Source organism: Micromonospora sp. NBRC 110037 (assembly GCF_001652995.1).
Classification (GTDB): domain Bacteria; phylum Actinomycetota; class Actinomycetes; order Mycobacteriales; family Micromonosporaceae; genus Micromonospora; species Micromonospora chalcea.
Genome location: NZ_BBVA01000010.1, coordinates 231734 through 253207, shown reverse-complemented (window position 1 = coordinate 253207; position 21474 = coordinate 231734). Strand labels below are relative to the sequence as shown.

The 21474-nt window shown below is 73.8% G+C and carries 20 protein-coding genes; 5 read left to right on the top strand and 15 right to left on the bottom strand.

All coding sequences use genetic code 11. The annotated features are described in order from the left end of the window. Positions 1 to 147 precede the first annotated feature (147 nt). Positions 148 to 1356, top strand: a complete 1209-nt coding sequence (locus A4R25_RS26550) for an amino acid deaminase/aldolase (RefSeq protein ID WP_064448455.1) — start codon at positions 148 to 150, stop codon at positions 1354 to 1356. 64 nt (positions 1357 to 1420) lie between these two features. On the opposite strand, the gene A4R25_RS26545 is transcribed toward A4R25_RS26550, so the two are convergent. Further along, positions 1421 to 1996 carry a TetR family transcriptional regulator gene (locus A4R25_RS26545; RefSeq protein WP_030503760.1) on the bottom strand — a complete coding sequence of 192 codons (576 nt, stop codon included), beginning with the start codon at positions 1994 to 1996 and terminating at the stop codon, positions 1421 to 1423. A 219-nt stretch (positions 1997 to 2215) separates the two neighbouring features. Here A4R25_RS26545 and A4R25_RS26540 point away from each other — a divergent pair, with 219 nt between their 5' ends. Further along, on the top strand, positions 2216 to 3532 hold the full coding sequence (locus tag A4R25_RS26540) for a D-arabinono-1,4-lactone oxidase (RefSeq protein WP_064448454.1): 1317 nt from the start codon (positions 2216 to 2218) through the stop codon (positions 3530 to 3532). Between the two features lie 54 nt (positions 3533 to 3586). Here A4R25_RS26540 and A4R25_RS26535 read toward each other — a convergent pair whose 3' ends face one another. The 7 genes from A4R25_RS26535 to A4R25_RS26505 form a co-directional block, all read right to left on the bottom strand. Further along, positions 3587 to 4546: a DUF559 domain-containing protein gene (locus A4R25_RS26535; RefSeq protein ID WP_231915640.1), complete on the bottom strand. Its 960-nt coding sequence runs from the start codon at positions 4544 to 4546 to the stop codon at positions 3587 to 3589. A gap of 100 nt (positions 4547 to 4646) precedes the next feature. Then, the gene (topA, locus tag A4R25_RS26530; RefSeq protein WP_043327234.1) at positions 4647 to 7472 is read right to left on the bottom strand and encodes a type I DNA topoisomerase; all 2826 of its coding nucleotides are present in this window, start codon (positions 7470 to 7472) and stop codon (positions 4647 to 4649) included. A gap of 269 nt (positions 7473 to 7741) precedes the next feature. Continuing rightward, positions 7742 to 8350 carry a hypothetical protein gene (locus tag A4R25_RS26525; RefSeq protein WP_064448452.1) on the bottom strand — a complete coding sequence of 203 codons (609 nt, stop codon included), beginning with the start codon at positions 8348 to 8350 and terminating at the stop codon, positions 7742 to 7744. Continuing rightward, a complete protein-coding gene (locus tag A4R25_RS26520) occupies positions 8341 to 8883 on the bottom strand; it encodes a hypothetical protein (RefSeq protein ID WP_043327238.1) in 543 nt (180 codons plus the stop codon). The genes A4R25_RS26525 and A4R25_RS26520 overlap by 10 nt, the downstream gene beginning before the upstream one ends. A 102-nt stretch (positions 8884 to 8985) precedes the next feature. After that, positions 8986 to 11334, bottom strand: coding sequence for a sodium-translocating pyrophosphatase (locus A4R25_RS26515; RefSeq protein ID WP_043327240.1), 2349 nt, complete (start codon positions 11332 to 11334; stop codon positions 8986 to 8988). 306 nt (positions 11335 to 11640) lie between these two features. Continuing rightward, complete coding sequence (locus A4R25_RS26510) at positions 11641 to 12078, bottom strand: ATP-binding protein (RefSeq protein WP_043327241.1); 438 nt, start codon at positions 12076 to 12078, stop codon at positions 11641 to 11643. Further along, positions 12078 to 12428 (bottom strand): STAS domain-containing protein, encoded by a 351-nt coding sequence (locus A4R25_RS26505; protein WP_013283649.1) that lies wholly within the window; start codon positions 12426 to 12428, stop codon positions 12078 to 12080. Before A4R25_RS26505 ends, A4R25_RS26510 begins: the two co-directional genes overlap by 1 nt. Before the next feature lie 133 nt (positions 12429 to 12561). Here A4R25_RS26505 and A4R25_RS26500 point away from each other — a divergent pair, with 133 nt between their 5' ends. The 3 genes from A4R25_RS26500 (at position 12562) to A4R25_RS26490 (ending at position 16288) form a co-directional block, all read left to right on the top strand. Beyond that, on the top strand, positions 12562 to 15117 hold the full coding sequence (locus A4R25_RS26500) for a DEAD/DEAH box helicase (protein ID WP_064448479.1): 2556 nt from the start codon (positions 12562 to 12564) through the stop codon (positions 15115 to 15117). Between the two features lie 244 nt (positions 15118 to 15361). Continuing rightward, positions 15362 to 15568, top strand: a complete 207-nt coding sequence (locus A4R25_RS26495; protein WP_043327245.1) for a hypothetical protein — start codon at positions 15362 to 15364, stop codon at positions 15566 to 15568. 141 nt (positions 15569 to 15709) lie between these two features. Continuing rightward, positions 15710 to 16288 carry a hypothetical protein gene (locus A4R25_RS26490; protein WP_030503750.1) on the top strand — a complete coding sequence of 193 codons (579 nt, stop codon included), beginning with the start codon at positions 15710 to 15712 and terminating at the stop codon, positions 16286 to 16288. Positions 16289 to 16359: 71 nt separating this feature from the next. Here the strand turns inward: A4R25_RS26490 and A4R25_RS26485 are convergent, their stop codons facing one another. The 7 genes from A4R25_RS26485 to ssd form a co-directional block, all read right to left on the bottom strand. Continuing rightward, complete coding sequence (locus A4R25_RS26485; RefSeq protein WP_082931144.1) at positions 16360 to 16743, bottom strand: Rv3654c family TadE-like protein; 384 nt, start codon at positions 16741 to 16743, stop codon at positions 16360 to 16362. Next, the gene (locus tag A4R25_RS26480) at positions 16740 to 17150 is read right to left on the bottom strand and encodes a TadE family type IV pilus minor pilin (RefSeq protein ID WP_369830107.1); all 411 of its coding nucleotides are present in this window, start codon (positions 17148 to 17150) and stop codon (positions 16740 to 16742) included. The genes A4R25_RS26485 and A4R25_RS26480 overlap by 4 nt, the downstream gene beginning before the upstream one ends. 92 nt (positions 17151 to 17242) lie before the next feature. Further along, positions 17243 to 17410 carry a DUF4244 domain-containing protein gene (locus A4R25_RS30395; RefSeq protein ID WP_013283643.1) on the bottom strand — a complete coding sequence of 56 codons (168 nt, stop codon included), beginning with the start codon at positions 17408 to 17410 and terminating at the stop codon, positions 17243 to 17245. Between the two features lie 23 nt (positions 17411 to 17433). Further along, positions 17434 to 18150, bottom strand: a complete 717-nt coding sequence (locus A4R25_RS26475; protein WP_369830106.1) for a type II secretion system F family protein — start codon at positions 18148 to 18150, stop codon at positions 17434 to 17436. Positions 18151 to 18161: 11 nt separating this feature from the next. After that, a complete protein-coding gene (locus A4R25_RS31935) occupies positions 18162 to 19175 on the bottom strand; it encodes a hypothetical protein (RefSeq protein ID WP_064448450.1) in 1014 nt (337 codons plus the stop codon). Then, positions 19172 to 20374 carry a TadA family conjugal transfer-associated ATPase gene (locus A4R25_RS26465; RefSeq protein ID WP_064448449.1) on the bottom strand — a complete coding sequence of 401 codons (1203 nt, stop codon included), beginning with the start codon at positions 20372 to 20374 and terminating at the stop codon, positions 19172 to 19174. The genes A4R25_RS31935 and A4R25_RS26465 overlap by 4 nt, the downstream gene beginning before the upstream one ends. Beyond that, the gene (gene ssd / locus A4R25_RS26460; protein WP_064448448.1) at positions 20371 to 21474 is read right to left on the bottom strand and encodes a septum site-determining protein Ssd; all 1104 of its coding nucleotides are present in this window, start codon (positions 21472 to 21474) and stop codon (positions 20371 to 20373) included. The genes A4R25_RS26465 and ssd overlap by 4 nt, the downstream gene beginning before the upstream one ends.

Here is a 21474-nt window from a genome sequence, read left to right as displayed (position 1 = left end):
CCCGGTGGAACACTCTAGTCGCGTGGGAGGAGTGGTCCTGCGCGACATTCACCTGCTCGCTGAGCCTAGGCCGCCGGGACCACCGCCCGCAGCCCGGACAGACGCGAGGGTATTTCGCATTCTCGCCCAGACAGTTAGCGTGCAGACGTGGCCATCGACCGTGACAAACTTCGCGAGCGTCTCGACCGGGCGACCGCTCACCTCGACCCGCCGTACGCGGTGGTCGACCTCTCCGCGTTCGACGCCAACGCCGGCGCGCTGACCGGCCGGGCCGACGGCAAGCCGCTGCGCGTGGCGAGCAAGTCGGTACGGGTCCGCGAGCTGCTCACCCGCGTGCTCGGACGCCCCGGCTGGCAGGGCGTGATGGCCTTCACCCTGCCCGAGGCGGTCTGGCTCGCCCGCTCCGGCGTCAGCGACGACGTGCTGGTGGCGTACCCGACGGCGCACCGGGCCGGCCTCGCCGAACTGGCCGCCGACCCGGCGCTCGCCGACGCGGTGACGCTGATGGTCGACGACCCCGCCCAGCTCGACCTGATCGACCAGGTCTGCCCGCCCGCGCGCCGCCCTGCGCTGCGGGTCTGCCTCGACCTGGACGCCTCCTGGCGGCCGCTGCGGGGCCGGGTGCACGTCGGCGTGCGCCGCTCCCCGGTGCACAGCGCCACGGCGGCCGGCGCGCTCGCCGCCGCCGTCGCCGCCCGGCGGGGCTTCCGGCTGGTCGGCCTGATGTCGTACGAGGCGCAGATCGCCGGTCTGGGCGACGCGCCACCCGGGCAGGCGGTGCTCGGCTCGGCGATCCGGGTCGCGCAGCGCGGGTCGTACCGGGAACTGCTGGCCCGCCGCTCGGACGCGGTCGCCGCGGTACGCGAACACGCCGACCTGGAGTTCGTCAACGGCGGCGGCACCGGCAGCGTGGCCGCCACCAGCGCCGACCCCGCGGTCACCGAGGTCACCGCGGGCTCCGGCCTGTACGGGCCGACGCTGTTCGACGCGTACCGTGCCTGGCGGCCGACCCCGGCGGCGTTCTTCGCCTGCGCGGTGGTCCGCCGCCCGGCGCCCGGGCTGGCGACGGTGCTCGGCGGCGGCTGGATCGCCTCCGGCCAGGCGGCGAGCAGCCGGCTGCCCCGGCCCTGGCTGCCGGACGGCCTGAAGCTGCTCGGCGCGGAGGGCGCCGGTGAGGTGCAGACGCCGCTCGCCGGGGACGCCGCGGATGACCTGCGGGTCGGTGACCGGGTGTGGTTCCGCCACGCCAAGGCCGGCGAGATGTGCGAGCACGTCAACGAGGTGCACCTGGTCGACGGGGACGCGGTGGTCGCGACGGTGCCCACCTACCGGGGCGAGGGCCACGCCTTCCTCTGACCCGCCGCCGGCGTGACGACGGCGGGCCCCGGCGCACCCGGGAACCCGCCGCTCGGCGTGCCGCTCAGCCCTGGGACACGGCCTCCGTGGGAGCGTTGACCTGCCGGTGCAGGTACTCCCGGATGAGGGCCTTCGCCTCGACCAGCACCCGCTCGTCGCCGTCGGTGCGGCGGCGGAAGGCCAGCTTGATCAGGGCGTCGGCCGCCTCGACCGCGACCTCCAGGTGGAACCGCAGGTCGGGCACCCCGGCCAGGCCGAAACGCTCGGTGAGCACGCGGGCGAGCTGCTCCGCGATGACCCCGTTGTTGTCCCGCTGGTCGTCCAGCAGGTGCAGGTCGACCACGTCGCCGAAGTGCAGGGTACGGAAACCGGGGACGGTGCGGTGCATCGAGATGTACTCGTCGATCGCCGCGTCGACGCCGTCCCACCAGTGCGTCAGATCGTCCGACGCGAACCGCTCGTCGAGCCGCTGGAGGTAGGACTCCATGGTCCGCAGCGTCAGCGCCTGCACGATGGCCCGCTTGTCCGGAAAGAACTGGTACACCGACCCGATCGCCACCTCGGCGCGCTCGGCGAGCAGGGTCGTGGTCAGCCCTTCGTACCCCACCTCGTCGACGAGCTCGGCGCAGGCGTCCAGCATCCGCTGGACCCGCGCGACACTTCGACCCTGCACCGGTACCCGACGCAGCGGCCCGGTCGTGGCGGCTGGTGTGGACACTCGGCGCCACCCCCCTTCGACGGATGAACATATCTGCACGTCACGAGTCTGTGACTACCGGTACAACGAGCCGGGCTCGATTGCGGTATTTACCAGGCACAACGTTCCTGATATGAATTCAGTTCATATTCATGTCGAGGAGTGGCCGCGATGACCGGTACCACCGCCACCTGGTCCAACTGGGCCGGCAACCAGCACAGCTCCGCGCTCCTCACCGTGCGCCCGCGTAGCGTCTCCGACGTCGTCGAGGCGGTCCGTCAGGCCGCCGCGGCCGGCCGGACCGTCCGGGCCACCGGCAGCGGCCACTCCTTCACTGCCACGGCTGTGGCCGACGGGCACCGCATCGACCTCGCCGAACTGGAGACAGACGTCACCGTCGATGTGGCGCGCCGCCTGGTCACCGTACCGGCTGGAATGACGTTGCACACGCTCAACGAACTGCTCGCCGGGCACCGCCTGGCGATGCCGAATCTCGGCGACATCGACGCCCAGACCATCGCCGGCGCGCTCTCCACCGGCACCCACGGCACCGGGGCGAAACTGGGCTGCCTGTCCACCTTCGTGGCTGGGCTGACGCTCGTCACCGGCACCGGCGAGGTGCTGCGCTGCTCGGCCGAGGAGAACCGCGACGTCTTCGACGCCGCCCGGGTCGGGCTCGGCGCGGTCGGCGTACTGGTCGAGGTCACGCTGCGCTGCGTCGACGCCTTCGTGCTGCGCGCGCACGAACGCCCCGCCCCGCTCGCCGAGGTGCTCGGCGACCTGCCCGGCCTGTACGAGGCGCACGACCACGCCGAGTTCTACTGGTTCCCGTACACCGACCGGGTGCAGGTCAAGACCAACGACCGGGTACCCGCCGACGACCAGCCGCTGCCCGGCTGGCGCGGCTGGCTCGACGACGAGTTCCTCTCCAACACCGTCTTCGCCGGCGCCTGCCGCCTCGGCCGCGCCGTACCCGCCCTCGCCCCCACGATCAGTGCCGTCTCCGCCCGCGCGCTCACCGAACGCACCTACACCGGCCGTTCCGACCAGGTCTTCTGCACACCGCGCCGGGTCCGCTTCGTGGAGATGGAGTACGGCCTGCCGCGCGAGGCGCTGCCCACGGCGCTGGCCGAGCTGCGCCGGATCGTGGACCGGCTGCCGTTCAAGGTGCTGTTCCCGGTCGAGGTGCGGTTCACCGCCGCCGACGACATCTGGCTGTCCCACTCGTACGGGCGGGACTCCGCGTACATCGCCGTGCACCAGTACGTGGGCATGCCGTACGAGCCTTATTTTCGCGCGTTCGAGCAGGTGGCGACGGAGCTGGGTGGCCGCCCGCACTGGGGCAAGCTGCACTGGCGCGATGCGGAGTCGCTGGCCACCGCCTACCCGAGATTCACGGACTTCCAATCCGTCCGCACCCGCCTGGACCCCCACAACCTTTTCCAGAACCCGTACTTGACCCAGGTCCTGGGCTCCTGAAGATCTTGGAAGAAATGGGCCGTCATAGGTGCCGTTTCCTTCCAAGATCTCGGCTCACGCTCCGCCTCGCCAGCCCGCCGCTCGCAGGGCGGCGCGAAGCTGCGCGATCACCTCTTCCGGATGGGCGCGCAGGACCCAGGCGGGGAACCGGAGAACACGGTCGCCCTCGACCCACAGGTCGTTCTGTCGGCGCATGTCCGCCCAGGCGTGCGCCGGGTCGTGATGCTGTCCGCCGTCCACCTCGACGTGCACCCGCCACTGCTCGAAGTAGGCGTCGAGGTATCGCCGCCGGCCGGCGGAGTCCCGGCGGACCACCTGCCGGGTCGGTTCGGGCAGACCGGCGCGGCGGGCGAGACCGAGCAGGTCGAGTTCGCCCAGGGAGTGCGCGCCGCCCGCCGCATCGGTGGCAGTGGACAGGATCAGCCGCCTTCTGCGGATACGGGGCATCCGCTCCGCCACCTCGTGCAGGTCGTCACCGCCCACGAGCCGCTGCTGGAAGGCAGCCGCGACGATCGCCCGGGCCTGCATGTCGGTCGGTGCCCACTGCGCGGCGTCGACGATCGACCGGGCCACCGTAGTCCGGGGCGGCGCCGCGACCGGCACCACGTCGGAGTCGGGCAGATGGGTCGTCCGGTGCGCGAGCACGCCGGCCGGCAGCGGTGACCGACGGGTCGTGGCGGGCAGGAGCAGGTGGACCACCCGGTCCGGGAACCCCCGCAGCCCGCCTGCCTGAGCAGCGGTCACGCCACCCAGCAGTGCGGTGGGCCCGGCCGCCAGCACCGCGATCCACCGTCGCTGAGCGGCACCGACCGGTCCGTTGTGCGCGACGAGAACCGCCCGGTGCGCCTGTCGCCACCGGCCGGTCGCCACCCGATGGCGGATCGCCCCACGGGTGAGATGCGCCCGTGCCTGCTGGAGGCTGAGCACGTCCTCCTGCCGGAAGAGCAGCCAGGTCAGCTCGTCCGCATCATCCGACGGCAGCGCCCGCCGCATCCCCGCCCACGATTTCCCCACCCACCCACGGTGGCCCCAACGCGGCTGCTTCGCCGCCCTTGTGGACAACCACGAGATCTTGGAAGGAAAGGGCCGTCCTAGGGGCCCTTTCCTTCCAAGATCACTCGTTCGGGGTTGAGGTCGCCTTCTTGGGGGCCGCCTTCTTCGCGGGGGCCTTCTTCGCCGCGGTCGTCTTCTTGGCGGCCGTCGTCTTCTTGGCGGCTGTTGCCTTCTTGGCCGGGGCGGCCTTCTTCGCGGCCTTCTTCTTCGGTGCCGGGCCCTTCGCGCGCTTCTCGGCGAGCATCTCCGACGCCTGCTCCAGCGTCAGCTCCTCCGGCGTCTGCCCGCGCCGCAGCGACGCGTTGAACTCGCCGTCCGTGACGTACGGCCCGAAGCGCCCGTCCTTGATCACCAGCGGCTTCTCGGTGAGCGGGTCGTTGCCCATCTCCCGCAGCGGCGGCGCGGCGGCCCGGCGCTGGCGCGTCTTCGGGGCGGCCAGCAACGCCAGCGCCTCGTCCAGCGTGACGGTGAACATCTTGTCTTCCGAGTCCAGCGAGCGGAACTCGTCACCGCGCTTGACGTACGGGCCGTAGCGGCCGTTGTTGGCGAACACCTCGGTGCCGTCCGGGGCCACGCCGATGAGCCGGGGCAGGCGCAGCAGCTGCAACGCCTGCTCCAGGGTGAGGCTGTCCGGCGACTGCGAGCGCAGCAGCGACGACTTGCGCTCACCGCTGGCCACGTACGGGCCGAACCGGCCGGACTTGAGCAGGATCGGCTCGCCGGTCGACGGGTCGTCGCCGAGCTTGCGCTCACCGCCGCCGCCGAGGAACAGCTCGTGCACCTTCTCCGGGGTCAGCTCGTCCGGCGCGAGGCCCTCCGGGATCGGCGCCCGGTCACCCTGCGAGCCGCCCTCCTCGCCCTCGCCCTCACCCGAGGCCGAGCCCGAAACCGAGGCCGTGCCCGAAACCGAGCCGGGGAGCGCCCGCTGCAGGTACGGCCCGTACCGGCCGACCCGGACGACGACCTCGCGGCCCTCGTCGTCGGTGAACAGCGGGATCGAGTTGACGCTGCGCGCGTCGATCTCGCTGAGGTTCTCGGTGACCAGCTTCTTCAGGCCACCGGCGTGCGCGATGGCCTGGTCGCCGGCGCCGTTGGTGCTGCCGAAGTAGAAGGAGGTGAGGAAGTCGACGGCGGCGTGGTCGCCACCGGCGATCTCGTCCAGCTCGTTCTCCATGCTGGCCGTGAAGTCGTAGTCGATCAGGCGCGGGTAGTGCCGCTCCATCAGCCCGATCACCGCGAACGCCAGGAACGTGGGGATCATGGCCTGGCCGCGCTTGGTCACGTACCCACGGTCCTGGATCGTCTGCATGATCGACGCGTACGTGGAGGGGCGGCCGATGCCCAGCTCCTCCAGGGCCTTCACCAGCGACGCCTCGGTGTAGCGCGACGGCGGCTGGGTGTGGTGGCCCTGCGCGGCCAGCTCGTCGGCGGTCAGCGGCTGATCCTTGACCAGCGTGGGCAGCCGCCGCTCGGCGTCCTCGGCCTCGGCGTTCTCGTCGTCGCTGGACTCGACGTACGCGCGCAGGAAGCCCGGGTCGGTGATGGTCTTGCCGGTCGCCCCGAAGTCGGCCTCCTCCTGGGCGGAGGAGACGGCACGGATGCGCACCGACACGCTGGAGCCGACCGCGTCGGTCATCTGCGAGGCGATGGTGCGCCGCCAGATCAGCTCGTAGAGCTTGTACTCCTCGGCGGACAGCTCCTTGGCCACCTCGCCCGGGGTGCGGAAGTTGTCGCCCGCCGGGCGGATCGCCTCGTGCGCCTCCTGCGCGTTCTTCACCTTGCCGGTGTAGCGGCGCGGCTCCGGCGGCACGCTGCGCTCGCCGTACAACTCGACGATCTGCCGGCGGGCCGCCGCGATGGCGGTCTCGGACAGGTTCACCGAGTCGGTACGCATGTAGGTGATGTAGCCGTTCTCGTACAGGCGCTGCGCGGTGCGCATCGTCTGCTGCGACGAGAACCGCAGCTTGCGGGCCGCCTCCTGCTGGAGCGTGGAGGTGATGAACGGCGCGTACGGGCGGCGGCGGTAGGGCTTCTCCTCGACCCGGGTGACGGTGAACGGCCGGTCGGCCAGGCGGGCGGCCAGCCCCCGGGCCCCGCCCTCGTCGAGGTGGACGACACCCGCGCCGGCGCGAACACGACCCGTGGTCGGCTCGAAGTCCTTGCCGGTGGCGATCCGGTCACCGTTCAGCGCGACCAGCGTGGCGTTGAACGTGCGCGGGCCCTCGCCCGGCTTCGCCACCGCGAGCGTGGCCAGGATGTCCCAGTACTCGGCGGTGCGGAACGCCATCCGCTGGCGCTCCCGCTCGACCACGATCCGGGTCGCCACGGACTGCACCCGGCCCGCCGACAGCTTCGGCATGACCTTCTTCCACAGCACCGGCGAGACCTCGTACCCGTAGAGGCGGTCGAGGATGCGCCGTGCCTCCTGGGCGTCGACCAGGTCGCGGTCGATCTCCCGGGGGTTGGCCACCGCGGCCTGGATGGCCGGCTTGGTGATCTCGTGGAAGACCATCCGCTTGACCGGCACCTTGGGCTTGAGCGTCTCCACCAGGTGCCAGGCGATGGCCTCGCCCTCGCGGTCCTCATCCGTCGCCAGGAAGATCTCGTCGACCTCCTTGGCCAGCTTCACCAGCTTGCTGATCTGCTGCTTACGGTCGGGCGACACCACGTAGAGCGCGTGGAAGCCGTTGTCGACGTCGACGCCGAGACGCGCCCAGGGCTCACCCTTGTACTTCGCCGGGACGTCGGCGGCGTTGCGGGGCAGGTCCCGGACGTGGCCGAAGCTGGCCTCCACGACGTACCCCGGGCCGAGGTAGCCCGAGATCGTCTTGGCCTTCGCCGGAGACTCGACGATGACCAGACGGGTGGTTCCAGCGTTGCTCGGCACGTCTCTCCCCGACCTCACTCCTACGCCATGCCCGCTTCGGGCCGTGTTGCGCCACCCGGACCACGGGCGGTCCGGATGTCCAACGTAACGCGCCGTCCGCGTTCCGGGTTTCGTGGGCGGCAAACGGGCCGCTCTCCCGGCGACCGCCGGCCGCACCCTGCCGGACGGCGTCACGGTACACCGTGGGTAGGGCGGCAGGCGTGTCACTGTGACGATCGCGTACACCCGGCGGAGCCGTCTCCGGGTGTCCGGGTTCGGACACCGGACGGTCAGCCGGGCGCGCCCGGCCACTCCGCCGCCGGCGCCGTGACCGGCCGTTCCCCCACCAACTCGGCCAGCCGCGACATGCGCCGCCCGCCGATGCGGAACGCGGGCCCGCCCTCGTCCGGCTCCACGAACGCGGCCGGCAGGCCGACCGCCGCCAGCGCGGCGCGCACCACCGGCCAGCACGGCTCGTCGGCCGGTCCGAGCCGCAGCCGGAACCCGGCCGGCTCGGCCGTCCCGGCCGCGGCCGCCCAGAGCCGCAGCCGCCGCCCGTCCAGGTGGAATCGGGCCGGTGGCCGCTTCACCGCCCCGCGCAGCCAGGCCCGCGCGAGCGGCGCCAGCATGCTCGTGTACGCGGTACGCACCCGGTGCCGCCCGTCCTCGGTCGGCTCCCAGCTCGCCGGCACGCCCCGGGCGCCCAGCTCCGCCACCAGCACGTGCACCCGCCAGGCGGCGTCCACCACCATGGAGATCCGGGCCGTGCCGCCCATCCGCCCCACCTCACCCGGCCCGGCGAGCAGGCCGGCGAGATCCGCCAGCACGGGATCGGCCGCCTCGGTGGAGAACAGCGAGGGCTGGCGGGCCGGGTTCGGGGTGGGAGGGGTCAGCGACACTCCGGGACCTCGTCGAAGGCCTCTTTCAGCTCGGTCGAGTTGAGCTTGCTGGTGTCCAGCGCGCTCGCGTCGTACTCCTTGTTGAGCGTGTCCACGGCGGCGCGCACGCCGTCGTAGAACGGGCCGGCCTGGGCGGTGTCGAGCCCGTCGATGGCGGACCGGGCCCGGCCGTACGCGTCGCGCATCTTGCTCAGCGACCCCAGGAACCCGGCGGACACCTCGGCGCCGCGCTCGGCCTCGGGAACGCCCGCCTCCTCGACCTTGCGCCGGGCCGTCTCGCTGGCCTGCTCGGCGCCGGCGAAGAGCCGGACCAGGTTCTCCTTGGCCTGCGCCGGAGTGGTCTGCGCGGTCATCTGCTGCTGGGTGCTGCTGGTCAGCTTGGAGATCTCCGCGCGCCACGGGGTGAGCGCCTGGCACACCGACGCGGCCCAGACCCGGGGGCTCGGGCCGCCGCCGCACCCGGCGACGACGAGGACCAGCGTGGCCAGGACCACCGTGAGCTTTCCGGCGGTTGCCGCCCGGCGCGTACGCATGCGTTGCAGCGTACGACCTCCGGGCGGAACCGCCACCGCTCAGGTTTGCCGGGCACGGGGCTCCCGGCCGGCCGGGACCGGCCGGGAGCCGTCGCGTGGACCTCAGGCGTTGACCGTCTCCGGGCGCTGGTCCGGCTTGCCGGCGTCGCTGTCCGAGTCGGTCATCGCCACGCCCTTGCGCTTGCTGAACACCACGGCCCCCGCGATGATCAGCGCGGCGACCACTGCGATCGTGATGCGCAGCGGGTTGTTCTGGTCGTTGCCCACGCTCCAGGCCACCACGGCCGGCGCGATCAGCAGCGAGACCAGGTTCATCACCTTGATCAGCGGGTTGATCGCCGGGCCGGCGGTGTCCTTGAACGGGTCGCCGACGGTGTCGCCGATGACGGTGGCGGCGTGCGCGTCGGAGCCCTTGCCGCCGTACGCGCCGTCCTCCACCAGCTTCTTGGCGTTGTCCCAGGCGCCACCGGAGTTGGCCAGGAACACCGCCATCAGCGTGCCCGCGCCGATCGCGCCGGCCAGGTACGCGGCCAGCGCGCCCGGGCCGAGGCCGAAGCCGACAGCGATCGGGGCCAGGATGGCCAGCAGGCCGGGGGTAAGCAGCTCGCGCTGCGCGTCCCGGGTGCAGATGTCCACGACCTTGCCGTACTCGGGCCGCTGGGTGCGGTCCATGATGCCGGGCAGCTCACGGAACTGGCGGCGTACCTCCATCACCACGGCGCCGGCCGAGCGGGACACCGCGTTGATGGCCAGGCCGGAGAAGAGGAAGACCACCGCGGCGCCGATGATGAGGCCGACCAGGTTGCGGGGGTTGGCGACGTTGAGCGAGTTGAGGATCTCGTTGCCGACGTCGTTCACGCCCGCGTCCTCGTACGAGGAGCGCAGCGTGTCGGTGTACGAGCCGAACAGCGCGGTGGCGGCCAGCACGGCGGTGGCGATAGCGATGCCCTTGGTGATCGCCTTGGTGGTGTTGCCGACGGCGTCCAGCTCGGTGAGCGTCCGCGCGCCGTGCTCGTCGATGTCGCCGGACATCTCGGCCACGCCCTGCGCGTTGTCGGAGATCGGGCCGAACGTGTCCATGGCGACGATGACGCCGACGGTGGTGAGCAGGCCGGTGCCGGCCAGCGCGACGGCGAACAGCGACAGCGTGATCGAGCTGCCGCCGAGCAGGAACGCGCCGAACACGCCGGCGCCGATCAGCAGCGCCGAGTAGACGGCCGACTCCAGACCGACGCTGATGCCGGCGAGGATGACGGTGGCCGGGCCGGTCTGCGAGCTCTTGCCGATGTCCTGCACCGGGCGCCTGTTGGTCTCGGTGAAGTAGCCGGTCAGCGCCTGGATCGCGGCGGCCAGCACGATACCGATCACGACCGCGCCGATGGCCACCAGCCGCGGGTTGCGGTCGACGTCGGTCAGCCCGCCCTCCAGCTCGGCGAACGTGGCCGGCAGGTACGCGAACGCGGCGATCGCGACGAGCACCGCGGCGATGAGCGCGGAGAGGTAGAAGGCCCGGTTGATGGCGGTCAGGCCGTTGCGGTCGCTGGCGCGCAGCCGGGTGATGAAGACGCCGACGATCGCGACGAGCACGCCGATGGTGGAGATGATCAGCGGGAAGACCAGGCCGGTCTCACCGAACGCGGCCCGGCCCAGGATCAGCGCCGCGACGAGCGTGACCGCGTACGACTCGAACAGGTCGGCGGCCATGCCGGCGCAGTCGCCGACGTTGTCGCCCACGTTGTCGGCGATGGTGGCGGCGTTGCGCGGGTCGTCCTCCGGGATGCCCTGCTCGACCTTGCCGACCAGGTCGGCGCCGACGTCGGCGGCCTTGGTGAAGATGCCGCCGCCGACCCGCATGAACATGGCGAGCAGCGCGGCGCCGAAACCGAAGCCCTCCAGCACGGTCGGGGCGTCACCCCGGTAGATCAGCACGACGAGCGCCGCGCCGAACAGACCGAGGCCGACGGTGAGGAAGCCGACCACGCCGCCGGTGCGGAAGGCGATCTTCATGGCGCCTTCGCGTCCGCCTTCGCGCTCCCGCGCGGCCGCTGCCACCCGCAGGTTGGCGCGGGTGGCCAGCCACATGCCGGCGCCGCCGATGAACGCGCTGAACAGCGCACCCACCACGAAGAACGCCGAGCGGCCGAGCTTCACCAGCGTTTCGTTGCCGTCGGTGTCGTGCACCGGCAGCAGGAACAGCAGCACGACGGCGATCACGACGAAGATCGCCAGCGTGCGGAACTGCCGCAGCAGGTACGCCGACGCGCCCTCCTGCACCGCGCCGGAGATCTCCTGCATGTTTGTGGTTCCCTTACCGGCCGCCAGGACCGCCCTGGTGAGGGCGGCCGCGAAGACGAGCGCCACCAGCGCGATGACCGCGGCGATGACGACGTACGTCACGTTGGCTCCGGTAAGGGACAGTGCGCCGCCGTCAGCGGCCAAGGTCCCGGACATCTATGTCCTCCTGTACCGAACAACTCGCGCCGGCCGGTGGAGACGCACGGGCCGACGCCTGGATGCGGACTCGCAAGCGCGCGCCAACCCACTCCGGCGGACCGTTCCCGCTGGCTACGGGACGGGATCACTTGCTGACAACCCGGGTACTGTAGCCCTCCGGCGTGGCGAGGGTCACAGGCAGGGGGCACCGTGTCTCGATGATCTTCGTAACTGTGTTATACGAAGAAATCTGATATATGGCCCGGTCAACACGACGAGGCCGCGCTCCCCGTGCGGGGAACGCGGCCTACGTGAACGGGAAGGTCAGGCGCGTCCGGCCGGCCAGGTCATCCGGACCTCGGTGCCGACGCCCTCGTCGACCGGGCGGACCTGGAGGTCCTCCACGAAACCGGCGAGCAGCGCGAAGCCCACCCCGGTGGTGAGCGCGTCCTCGCTCAGCGACTCCTTGGCCAGCTCGTCCGGCCCGAGCGCGGCCAGGCCGAGGCCCGCCTCGATCGGCGCCCGGTCCACCACCCGGACCGTGTAGCCGCCGGTGTCGGACATCTCCACGTACACCGGATCCGCCAGGCCGTACTGCCGGTGCAGCGCGACCGCCCGCGTGCACGCCTCACCGATGGCCAGGCGCACCTCGTCCAGCAGGTCCTCGCGTACGCCGGCCCGCCGGGCCACCGCGACGCCGACCAGGCGTGCGGTACGCACGTGCACCGGGGCCGGAGAGAAGGAAAGCTTGACGGTGGCCATCACGCGCCGGTGGAGTCGGCGGCGATGGCCGCGTCGACCGTCGGATGCAGCGGGAAGACCTGGTCCAGGGCGGTGATCCGGAAAATCTTGAGCAGCGGCTCCTTGTCGCAGACCAGGGCGAACGAGCCGCCGGCCGAGCGCAGCCGCTTGAGCGCGCCGACCAGCACGCCCAGTCCGGTCGAGTCGAGGAAGTCCACCCGGCCCAGGTCGACCACCACGTGGCGGGCCCCGCCGTCGATCAGCTCAAGAAGCCGTTCCCGCAGGCGGGGGGCGGTGTAGACGTCCACCTCACCACCGACCTCGAGCACCGTGTGCTCCCCCACGGCGCGGGTCGCCAGCGACAGCTCCATCGGCCCCTCCTCGGTAAACTCTCCAGGGCATCTAACCATCCCCCGTGCGGCCCTCTCGGATCACCGGCCACGCCCCTCCCTTACCCCCACCCTGCGGTTCCCAATTCCGAACACCAGTGCGAGAGTGCAGGACGTGACCGACCACAGCCCCGGCCCGCGGCGTGCTCCGGGTGAGCTGCTGCGCCGGCTGCGGCTGCGGCACCCCACCGACCCGGTCACCCACGTCGAGCGCGTCCCGGCGCGGGCCGGCGAGCCGGTCGGGTGGCCCGGCTGGGCGCCGGAGGAACTGCGGGCGGCGTTCGCGCGGCGCGGCGTCACCGCCCCGTGGCGGCACCAGGCCGAGGCCGCCGAGCTGGCGTACGCCGGCAATCACGTCGTGGTGGCCACCGGCACGGCGTCCGGCAAGTCCCTGGCGTACCAGCTGCCCGCGCTGAGCACGCTGCTCGCCGACCCGCGCGCCACTGTGCTCTACCTGGCGCCGACCAAGGCGCTCGCCGCCGACCAGCTCCGCGCCGTCGCCGGCCTCGAACTCGACGGGGTACGCCCCGCCACCTACGACGGGGACACGCCGCGCGCCGAGCGGGAGTGGATCCGGCGGCACTCCCGGTTCGTGCTGACCAACCCGGACATGCTGCACCACGGCATCCTGCCCGGTCACGCCCACTGGTCCGGGTTCCTGCGCCGCCTCGCGTACGTGGTGGTCGACGAGTGCCACACCTACCGGGGCGTCTTCGGCTCACACGTCGCGCACGTACTGCGGCGGTTGCGGCGGCAGTGCGCCCGCTTCGGGCGTACCCCCGTGTTTCTGCTGGCCTCGGCCACGTCGGGTGACCCGGCGACGGCGGCCGGGCGGCTCACCGGTCTAGCAGTCACCGCCGTCACCGAGGACACGTCGCCGCGCGGCGGCGTGACGTTCGCGCTCTGGGAGCCGCCGCTGCTGCCGCCCTCCGACTCGGCTCCCGACGCCGACCTCGTCCAGGTCCGGCGCTCCGCGCTGCGGGAGACCGCCGACCTGCTCGCCGACAGCGTGGTCGAGGGGGTACGCACGCTCGCGTTCGTGCGGTCCCGCCGGGGCGCCGAGGTGGTCGCCGCGAACGCCCGGCGGTCGCTGGACGAGGCGGTGCCCGGCCTCGGCGAGCGGGTGGCCGCCTACCGGGCCGGCTACCTGCGCGAGGAACGCCGCGAGCTGGAACGGGCGCTGCTGCACGGCGACCTGCTCGGGCTCGCCTCCACGAACGCGCTCGAACTCGGCGTCGACCTGGTCGGGCTGGACGCGGTGCTGATCTGCGGCTGGCCCGGCACCCGCGCGTCGCTGTGGCAGCAGGCCGGGCGGGCCGGGCGCTCCGGCGACGAGGCGCTCGCCGTGCTGGTGGCCCGGGACGACCCGCTCGACACCTATTTGGTGCACCACCCGGAGGCGCTGTTCGGGCGGCCGGTCGAGGCGACGGTGCTCGACCCGGCCAACCCGTACGTCCTCGCGCCGCAACTCGCCTGCGCCGCCCACGAGTCCCCGCTCACCCCCGCCGACCTTGACCTGTTCGGTGAGGGCGCGAAGGAGGCGGTGGACTCGCTGGTCGAGGCGGGGGCGCTGCGGCAGCGGCCCACCGGCTGGTACTGGCGGCACCGGGAGCGCCCCGAGGTCGACCTGCGCGGTGAGGGCGGCGCCCCGGTCTGCGTGGTGGAGGAGTCCACCGGCCGGCTGCTCGGCACCGTCGACGGCGGATCGTCGCACTTCCTGCTGCACACCGGCGCGGTCTACCTGCACCAGGGCGTCTCGTACGTGGTCGACTCGCTCGACCTGGCCGACGGGTGCGCGCTGGTGCACGCCGAGGAGCCGGACTGGTCCACCCACGCCCGCGACGTGACCTCGCTGTCGGTGGTGTCGGTCCGCTCGTACGTGGACGCCGGCCCGGTCGGGCTCTTCCTCGGCGAGGTGGACGTGACCAGCCAGGTGGTGTCGTACCAGCGGCGGCGCATCGCCACCGGCGAGGTGATCGACACCCGCCCGCTCGACCTGCCGGCCCGGGAGCTGCGCACCGTCGCGGTGTGGTTCACGCTCTCCCCCGAGTCGCTGACCGCCGCCGGTGTCGAGGCGGCCGACGTGCCGGGCGCGCTGCACGCCGCCGAGCACGCCGCCATCGGCCTGCTGCCGCTGATGGCGACCTGCGATCGCTGGGACATCGGTGGGCTGTCCACCGCCCTGCACCCGGACACCGAGGCGCCCACGGTCTTCGTCTACGACGGGCATCCCGGCGGGGCGGGTTTCGCCGAGCGGGCGTACGGCACCGCCGCCGCCTGGCTGCGCGCCACCCGGGACGCGATCGCCGAGTGCGGGTGCGAGACCGGGTGCCCGTCCTGCGTCCAGTCCCCGAAGTGCGGAAACGGCAACAACCCGCTGGCGAAGGCAGAGGCGGTGAAGGTCCTCGACGTGGTGCTGGCGAATCTCGCCACGGTCGGCGGCCCGGACGCGGTGTCTGACCCGGACCCGCCCACCTCTGGCCCGGAGGCGGACGGCCCGGAGGCGGACGGCCCGGAGGCGGACGGCCCGGAGGCGGACGGCCCGGAGGCGGACGGCCCGGAGGCGGGTGCCGGCCCGGAGGCGGACGGCCCGGGGAGCGGCGAGGTGTTGCCCCGGCAGGGCGACCGGGTGGCCCGCCCAGCTCAGACGGCCGGCGGCCCACCCGCCTGACCTGGTCCGCGCCCGTCGGGTGGGGCCTCCCGCCAGTTCGGGGAGGTTGCTGTATCGGCGGGTGCTGGACCCCGCCACTTCGCCGAACTGGTGTCGATCAAGGTGGGCCGTGGCCCCGGGGGTCTGGTTGGTGGGACGGGTGCATGAGGGCAGGGCCCTCGGGGCATTGATGTATGGGAGCGCTTCCATGCATCATTTCCGGTAGCGCAGGTGACCCCAGACCCGTCCCGCCGGAGGTGCCGCCGTGGCCGACACGATCGCCGAGACCGTCGAGTTGCTCTACACCATCGACCAGGAAAACCTAACCCCCGACCAGCAGATCGCGCTGGGCACCGCGCTGGCCACGCTCGCCCAGGCGGAGCGGCTGGAGCAGATCAACGAGCGCCTGCGCGGCATTCACCAGGTGCTGAACAGTTGGGCGATGAAGGCCACGGTCGACGGCGGTCGTTGACCTTTCGTCGTCGTTCGCCTTGTGGGGTGGGTGGGTGCCCGGAAGCCGGAGGCCCTCGCGAGCGGTGATCCTGGCGCGAGCGGGGGCAAGCGGCGGCGGGCCTGCTGTGCGAGACTCCGGCGACCCCTCGAAGGAGATCTGATGTCGCTCGACAACCTGCAGGCCCATAACCGGTTCATCGTCCGACAGCGGATCCGGATGATGGTCAACCAGTACGAGGTGCACGCCGCGGCACCCGACGGCTCCGAGGCCGGGCTGCTCGCGTTCGCGCAGCAGAAGCGGCTCGCCTTCAAGGAGCAGGTGACCATCTACACCGACGACTCCAAGCAGTACCCCCTTCTCGGGTTCAAGGCCCGGCAGCGGCTCGACCTCGGCGCCACATACGACGTGACCGACCACGCCGGCAACCCGATCGGGCTGTTCCGCAAGGACTTCGCGCAGTCGCTGCTGCGCTCGACGTGGCACGTCGAGCAGCCCGGGCTGCCGCCGGCCACCGGGCAGGAGCGCAGCCTGCCGGTCGCGCTGCTGCGCCGGTTCGTCGACTCGCTCTCCTGGCTGCCGTACCACTTCGACTTCGTGGCCGGTGGCCAGCCGGTGTTCTCGGTCGACAAGAAGTGGGGCCTGCGCGACCGGTACGTCGTCGACATCCACCACCCGCAGATCGACCGTCGCCTGGTCATCGCGATGGCCGTCGGGTTGGACGCGCTCCAGTCCCGCTGACCCCGCGCCACCTTTTCCACCCGCCGGCCGAGCCCGGAGCGCCAGCGATCGACGCCCCCGGCTCGGCCGCCTCAACCGTCGGTGTCCCGGGCCGGCCCGGCCCGGGACGTCGCGGTGGCGTCCCGGGTCAGCCCGGGCAGCGGCTCGACACGTACCCGCGCCGTGACGATCAGATCGAGCCCGTCGATCCGGCAGCCGGTCATCCGGCCGCCGTTGGCCGCCACCAGCTCGGCCGCGCGAGCGCACGCGCCCTCGACGCCGTCGAGCACCCGCCCGGCACCGGCGAGCGCCCCGAAGTCCGCCGCGTTGCGGGCCTGGTGCCGAGCACAGCGGGCGGCCCCGAGCGCCGCGCCGAACATCCCGACCAGCACGAACACCAGCCCGATCGCGAGCAGGCACACAGTGGCTCCGCCCCGCTCGGCGGCGGTCTGGCGCGACGACCGGGCGGCCGTCACGGCACCGGCCCCGGCGCGCCGGGTTCCACAGCCGCTGCCGCCTGCCCCGACACGCTCAGTCGCGGCAGCAGCGCGCCGAACGTCCGGACCGGCGCCCGAACCGTCGCCGTGACCCGGTCGCCTGCCACAGTCACCGACACCTCGGCGCCGTCGGGGGCGTAACGCTGGCCGGCGACCTCGCCGGACTCGCCCCGGGCCGCAGCGAGCGCCGCCTCCCGGGCTGCGTCGACGCAGCCGACCCGGGTACCGACCGCGTTCACCGCCGTCAGCCCCGCGACGAGCAGCAGCATGAGCGCCGGCAGGCCGGCCGCCAGTTCGGCGGTGAAGGAGCCCCGCTCGCACGCTGCCCACGAACGTCCCCGGCGGAGCAGGCGGACGAGGGCACGCCCGACCGCCCCGGCCCGGATGCCGGCAGCGCCGCGGATCGGGCCCGCTTCGGCCGGGACGCCCAGCGGGTGCGCCGGAGCGGGAAACCAGCGGCCGGCCCACCGGCGCCGGATCACTTCAGGGCCCGGTCGATGACGGCGGTCAGCGCGGACTGCACGTTGCCGGAGGTCAGCACCTTCAACAGGATGCCGGCGAAGGCGACCGCGGCGAGCGTGCCCACGGCGTACTCGGCGGTGTTCATGCCGGCGTCACCCCGCAGGCGGGTGAGGAGTTTGCGCATGTCGTTCGTCCCTTCTCGATGGTTCACAGCACGTCGCCGAGAACAGCGACGATCACCGGCACCAGACCGGCGAGAATGAAGGCGGGCAGGAAGCAGAGCCCGAGCGGCAGCACGATGAGCACGCCCGCGCGCCGGGCGGCCGCCTCCGCGGCGGTCGACCGTTCGGCGCGGAGGTCGTCGGCGAGCCGGGTCAGCGCGCGAGCCAACGCGGCACCGCTGTTCGACGACCGGACCGCCGCCGCGACCACGGGTTCGGCCCCGGCCACGCAGCTCAGGTGCGCCCATGCCTCGGTTGCCGTACCGCCCAGGCCCAGCGTGCGGCCCACCCGGCCGAGCCGGTCGGCGAGTGGGCCGCCGAGCGCCTCGGCGACCGCCAGCGCCGAACGGTCGACCGGCGCGCCCGCCCGCAGCGCGGCGGCCAGCAGGTCCGCGGCCAGCGGCAGATCGGCCGTCTCCCGCAGCCGTCGCTCCCGGACGGCGCGCGGCTCGATCCGCCGGAGCAGGCGATCGGCGGCGACACCGGCCAGCAGCCCGAGGAACAGACCGGTCCAGCCGCCGACCACCACCGGCACGGCCAGCCCGGCCAGCGCCGCGCCCAGCCGTACCCGATCCGGCCACCACGCCGGGCGGGGCCGCCGGGGCGCCGGGGCGAGCCGGCGCAACCGCCGGGCCGGGCGGGCCGCCGGAACGGCGACGAGCAGGAGCGACGCGGCGCCACCGAGGCACACGGCGGCCAGCATCTGGCGGGACATCAAGAGGCCCGCCCGGGTGTGACGCCGAGCCGCTCCGCCCAGAGCAGCCCGCCGACCTGCAACGCGACGGCCGCCAGCGCGCTGCCGCCACCTACCGGCGTGTGCAGGAGCACCGCCACCGGGTCCACCCCGATGCCGTAGCCCAGGCCGATCCCGCCCAGGGGCAGCGCGGCGAGCAGCCAGGCGGTCGCCCGGGCCCCGGCGGCCTGGGCGGCGGCAGCGGCGAGCCCCCGGTCGGCGGCGCGGGCGTCGGCCTCGATCCGTTCCAGCAGGTCGGCCAGGGGCGCTCCGGTGCGGTCAGCCAGCTTCCCGGCGGCCCGGGCCAGGCGCGCGACCCGGCCCGGCCCGTCGTCCAGGTCGGCCGGCAGCCCGGCCCGCAGGTCGGCGGCGACGGCGGCGAGCCGGTCGAGGTCGCGGCGGTGCGCGAGCGCGGCCGCCCTTCGGGTACGCCGACGCAGCACCGCCCGGGCCGCGAGGACGCCGTAGGTGGCCAGCGCCAGGGCCGCCACCGGACCGCCGAGCAGCGCCCCGGACACGGCGCCGAGCAGCGCCGCCACGGGTAGCGCGCGTCGAGGCGTGAACAGGACCGGCGGACCGGCGGCCCGGTCGCCGTCCGCCGCGAGCGTCCCCGGGCCGAGGCCGACCCACCGCCGTGCCCGATGCGCCAGCGCGGACGCAGGCCCGAGGCCGGCCCACTCCCCTGCCCGTTGCGCCGGCTCGCGAGCAGGCCCGACGCCGGTCCACTGCCCTGCCCGGTCTGCGGCAGGGCCGGGCTTGATCCACTGATGTGCCGGGTGCCCGGCTCCGGGCCGACGTGGTTCCCGAGCGCGGCCCGGTGGCTGGCCGGACGACTGCGGCCCGGCGTCGAGCGGACGGCCCGAACCGCCTGCCCGCTGGGCCGGGCCGCCGCCCAGAACCGCCAGTCGCCGGGCGCGACCTGCGCGTACCGGCCAGGCGACGGCCGCTGCCGCGACCGCGAGAAGCAGCGCCACCAGCCCGAGCTGCGCGGTCACGACGGTTCCGCCCCGGGCACCCGGAGGACCGGCGGCACCGGCACACCCCGCTGCCGCAGCAGGGCGCCGAGCGCACGGGCCGCCGGACCGGGACCCCGTCCTCGTACCCAGGCCGGAACCACTGTCACCACGCGGTCGGGGCCGTCGGGCAGCAGCAGGCCGATGGAGTCCAGCACCCGTCCCTCGCCGGTCCGGCGGAGCTGGAGGACGACCTGCAGCGCGGCGGCGACCTGCGCGTGCAGTGCGAGGCGCGGCAGACCGCCGAGCATCCCGAGCGCTTCCAGCCGGGCCGGGACGTCGGCCGGAGCGTTCGCGTGCAGCGTCCCCGCCCCGCCGTCGTGGCCGGTGTTCAACGCGGCGAGCAGGTCCACCACCTCGGCGCCCCGGCACTCGCCCACGACCAGCCGGTCCGGCCGCATCCGCAGTGCCTGCCGGACCAGGTCACCGAGCCCTACCGCCCCGGCGCCCTCGACGTTCGCGGTGCGCGCCTGCAACCCGATCACGTGCGGGTGCACCGGCCGCAGCTCGGCGGCGTCCTCCACCAGCACGATCCGCTCGGTGCCGGGCACCAGCCCGAGCAGCGTGTTGAGCAGCGTCGTCTTGCCGGAGCCGGTGCCGCCGCTGACCAGGTACGCGAGGCGGCCGGCCACCACTGCGGCGAGCAGCGGGGCGACCGGCCGGGCAACCGTGCCCCGATCCACCAGCTCGTCGAGGGTGAACGGCCGCTGCCGGAAGGTACGCAGCGACAGGTACGGCCCGTCGGTCGCCACCGGCGGCAGCACGGCGTGCAACCGGGTGCCGTCGGGCAGCCGCGCGTCGGCGTACGGCGCGGCGTCGTCCAGCCTGCGTCCGGCAGCGGCGGTGAGGCGCTGCGCCAACCGGCGTACGTCGTCGAGCGTGCCCAGCGGCACCGCCACCTGACGCAGCCCCTGCCCCCTGTCGACCCAGACCCGTACCCCGTTCACCAGCACGTCGGTGACCTGCGGGTCGGCGAGCAGCGGCGCGAGCGGGCCGGCGCCGATCAGGTCGTCGTGGACCCGGTCGGCGATCCGCAGCAACGTGGTGTCGCCGAGCACCGCGGTCGCCGGTTCGGCGCGTACGGCCGAGACGATCGCCGCCGGGGTGACCGGCGTCGCCTCGGCGGCGAACCGGTGCCGGACCCGGACGGCCAGCTCCCCGGGGTCGGCCGGCCCGGTCATGCCGCACCCGCCGCCGACGACCCGACCAGCTCGTCCACGAGCCGCTGACACAGGACGGCGAGTGGGCCCTTGCCGCTCGCGCCCGGCGCCTCGCCCCGCTCCAGTCCTCGGCACAGCCCCGGCTCGGGCCGCAGCGTGCCGGCGAGCGGTAGGCCCAGCGCCCGGGACACCTCGGCCGCGCGGAGCCGGCCGGGCGCCGGGCCGCGCACGATCACCGACAGGTCGACGCAGTGTGGCGCGGCGAGGGCGGCGACCCGGGCCGCCGCGGCTGCCGCCCGCAGCTCGGCTGGTACGACGAGCAGCGCACGGTCGGCGGCCTGGAGCGCGATCACCGCCGCGTCGTCGAGGTGCCGGGGCAGGTCGAGCACGACCAGGTCCCGCCCGCGACGGCCGGCGTCGACAGTGGCGGCCATCGCCTCGGCCGGCAGGTGCCGCAGGTCCCCGCGATCCCAGGAGAGCACCACCAGGTCGCCTCGGCTGGGCAGCGCGCGGACCAGCGACGGCGGGTCGACGCGCCCGTCCGTGCCGGCCAGCTCAGGCCAGCGCAACCCGTCGAGCTGCTCCCACCCGAGTACGAGATCGAGGCCTCCGCCGAGCGGGTCGGCGTCCACAAGCAGCGTGCGCAGGCGTGACCGGGCCGCGGTGACGGCGAGCCCGCCGGCGAGCACGCTGGCCCCGGCGCCGCCCCGCCCGCCGAGCACCGCCACCACCCGCCCCGACGGCGGACCCGCCGGGCCGGCCCCGCATTCGGCGAACCGGTCGATCAGCCAGGGCTCGGCCGCCGGCAGTGTCGCGACGTGCTCCGCGCCGATCAGCTCGGCCAACTCCGTACCCGGATCGAGTTCTCCGGAGCGACCGACCAGGACCGTGCGGGCGCGGCGGGGAAGGCGTGCCCGCAGGCAGGCCGCCGCCTGGTCGGCGCCGATGAGGACCAGCGGCGCCGGCGCCCAGCGGGCCCGGGCGGCCGCCGGGTCGGCGGCCAGTTCGACCTCGGTGCCACCGGCGGCCGCGAGTCGCAACAGCTCGTCGAGAAGGTCGCCGTCGGAGGTGACGAGCAGAGGCAGGCGACGGTACGGCGGGAGCGGAGTGCGGGGCGGCAT

What these genes read in the sequence shown, in the direction of transcription:
- A4R25_RS26505 (WP_013283649.1), bottom strand. Translation starts at nt 12,428, where the DNA reads ATGGAGCTGTCGCTGGCGACCCGCGCCGTGGGGGAGCACACGGTGCTC.
- ssd (WP_064448448.1), bottom strand. Translation starts at nt 21,474, where the DNA reads ATGCCGCCCCGCACTCCGCTCCCGCCGTACCGTCGCCTGCCTCTGCTC.
- A4R25_RS26515 (WP_043327240.1), bottom strand. Translation starts at nt 11,334, where the DNA reads ATGTCCGGGACCTTGGCCGCTGACGGCGGCGCACTGTCCCTTACCGGA.
- A4R25_RS26520 (WP_043327238.1), bottom strand. Translation starts at nt 8,883, where the DNA reads ATGCGTACGCGCCGGGCGGCAACCGCCGGAAAGCTCACGGTGGTCCTG.
- A4R25_RS26465 (WP_064448449.1), bottom strand. Translation starts at nt 20,374, where the DNA reads ATGACCGGGCCGGCCGACCCCGGGGAGCTGGCCGTCCGGGTCCGGCAC.
- A4R25_RS30395 (WP_013283643.1), bottom strand. Translation starts at nt 17,410, where the DNA reads ATGCGCAAACTCCTCACCCGCCTGCGGGGTGACGCCGGCATGAACACC.
- A4R25_RS26510 (WP_043327241.1), bottom strand. Translation starts at nt 12,078, where the DNA reads ATGGCCACCGTCAAGCTTTCCTTCTCTCCGGCCCCGGTGCACGTGCGT.
- A4R25_RS26545 (WP_030503760.1), bottom strand. Translation starts at nt 1,996, where the DNA reads ATGCTGGACGCCTGCGCCGAGCTCGTCGACGAGGTGGGGTACGAAGGG.
- A4R25_RS26490 (WP_030503750.1), top strand. Translation starts at nt 15,710, where the DNA reads ATGTCGCTCGACAACCTGCAGGCCCATAACCGGTTCATCGTCCGACAG.
- A4R25_RS26475 (WP_369830106.1), bottom strand. Translation starts at nt 18,150, where the DNA reads ATGCTGGCCGCCGTGTGCCTCGGTGGCGCCGCGTCGCTCCTGCTCGTC.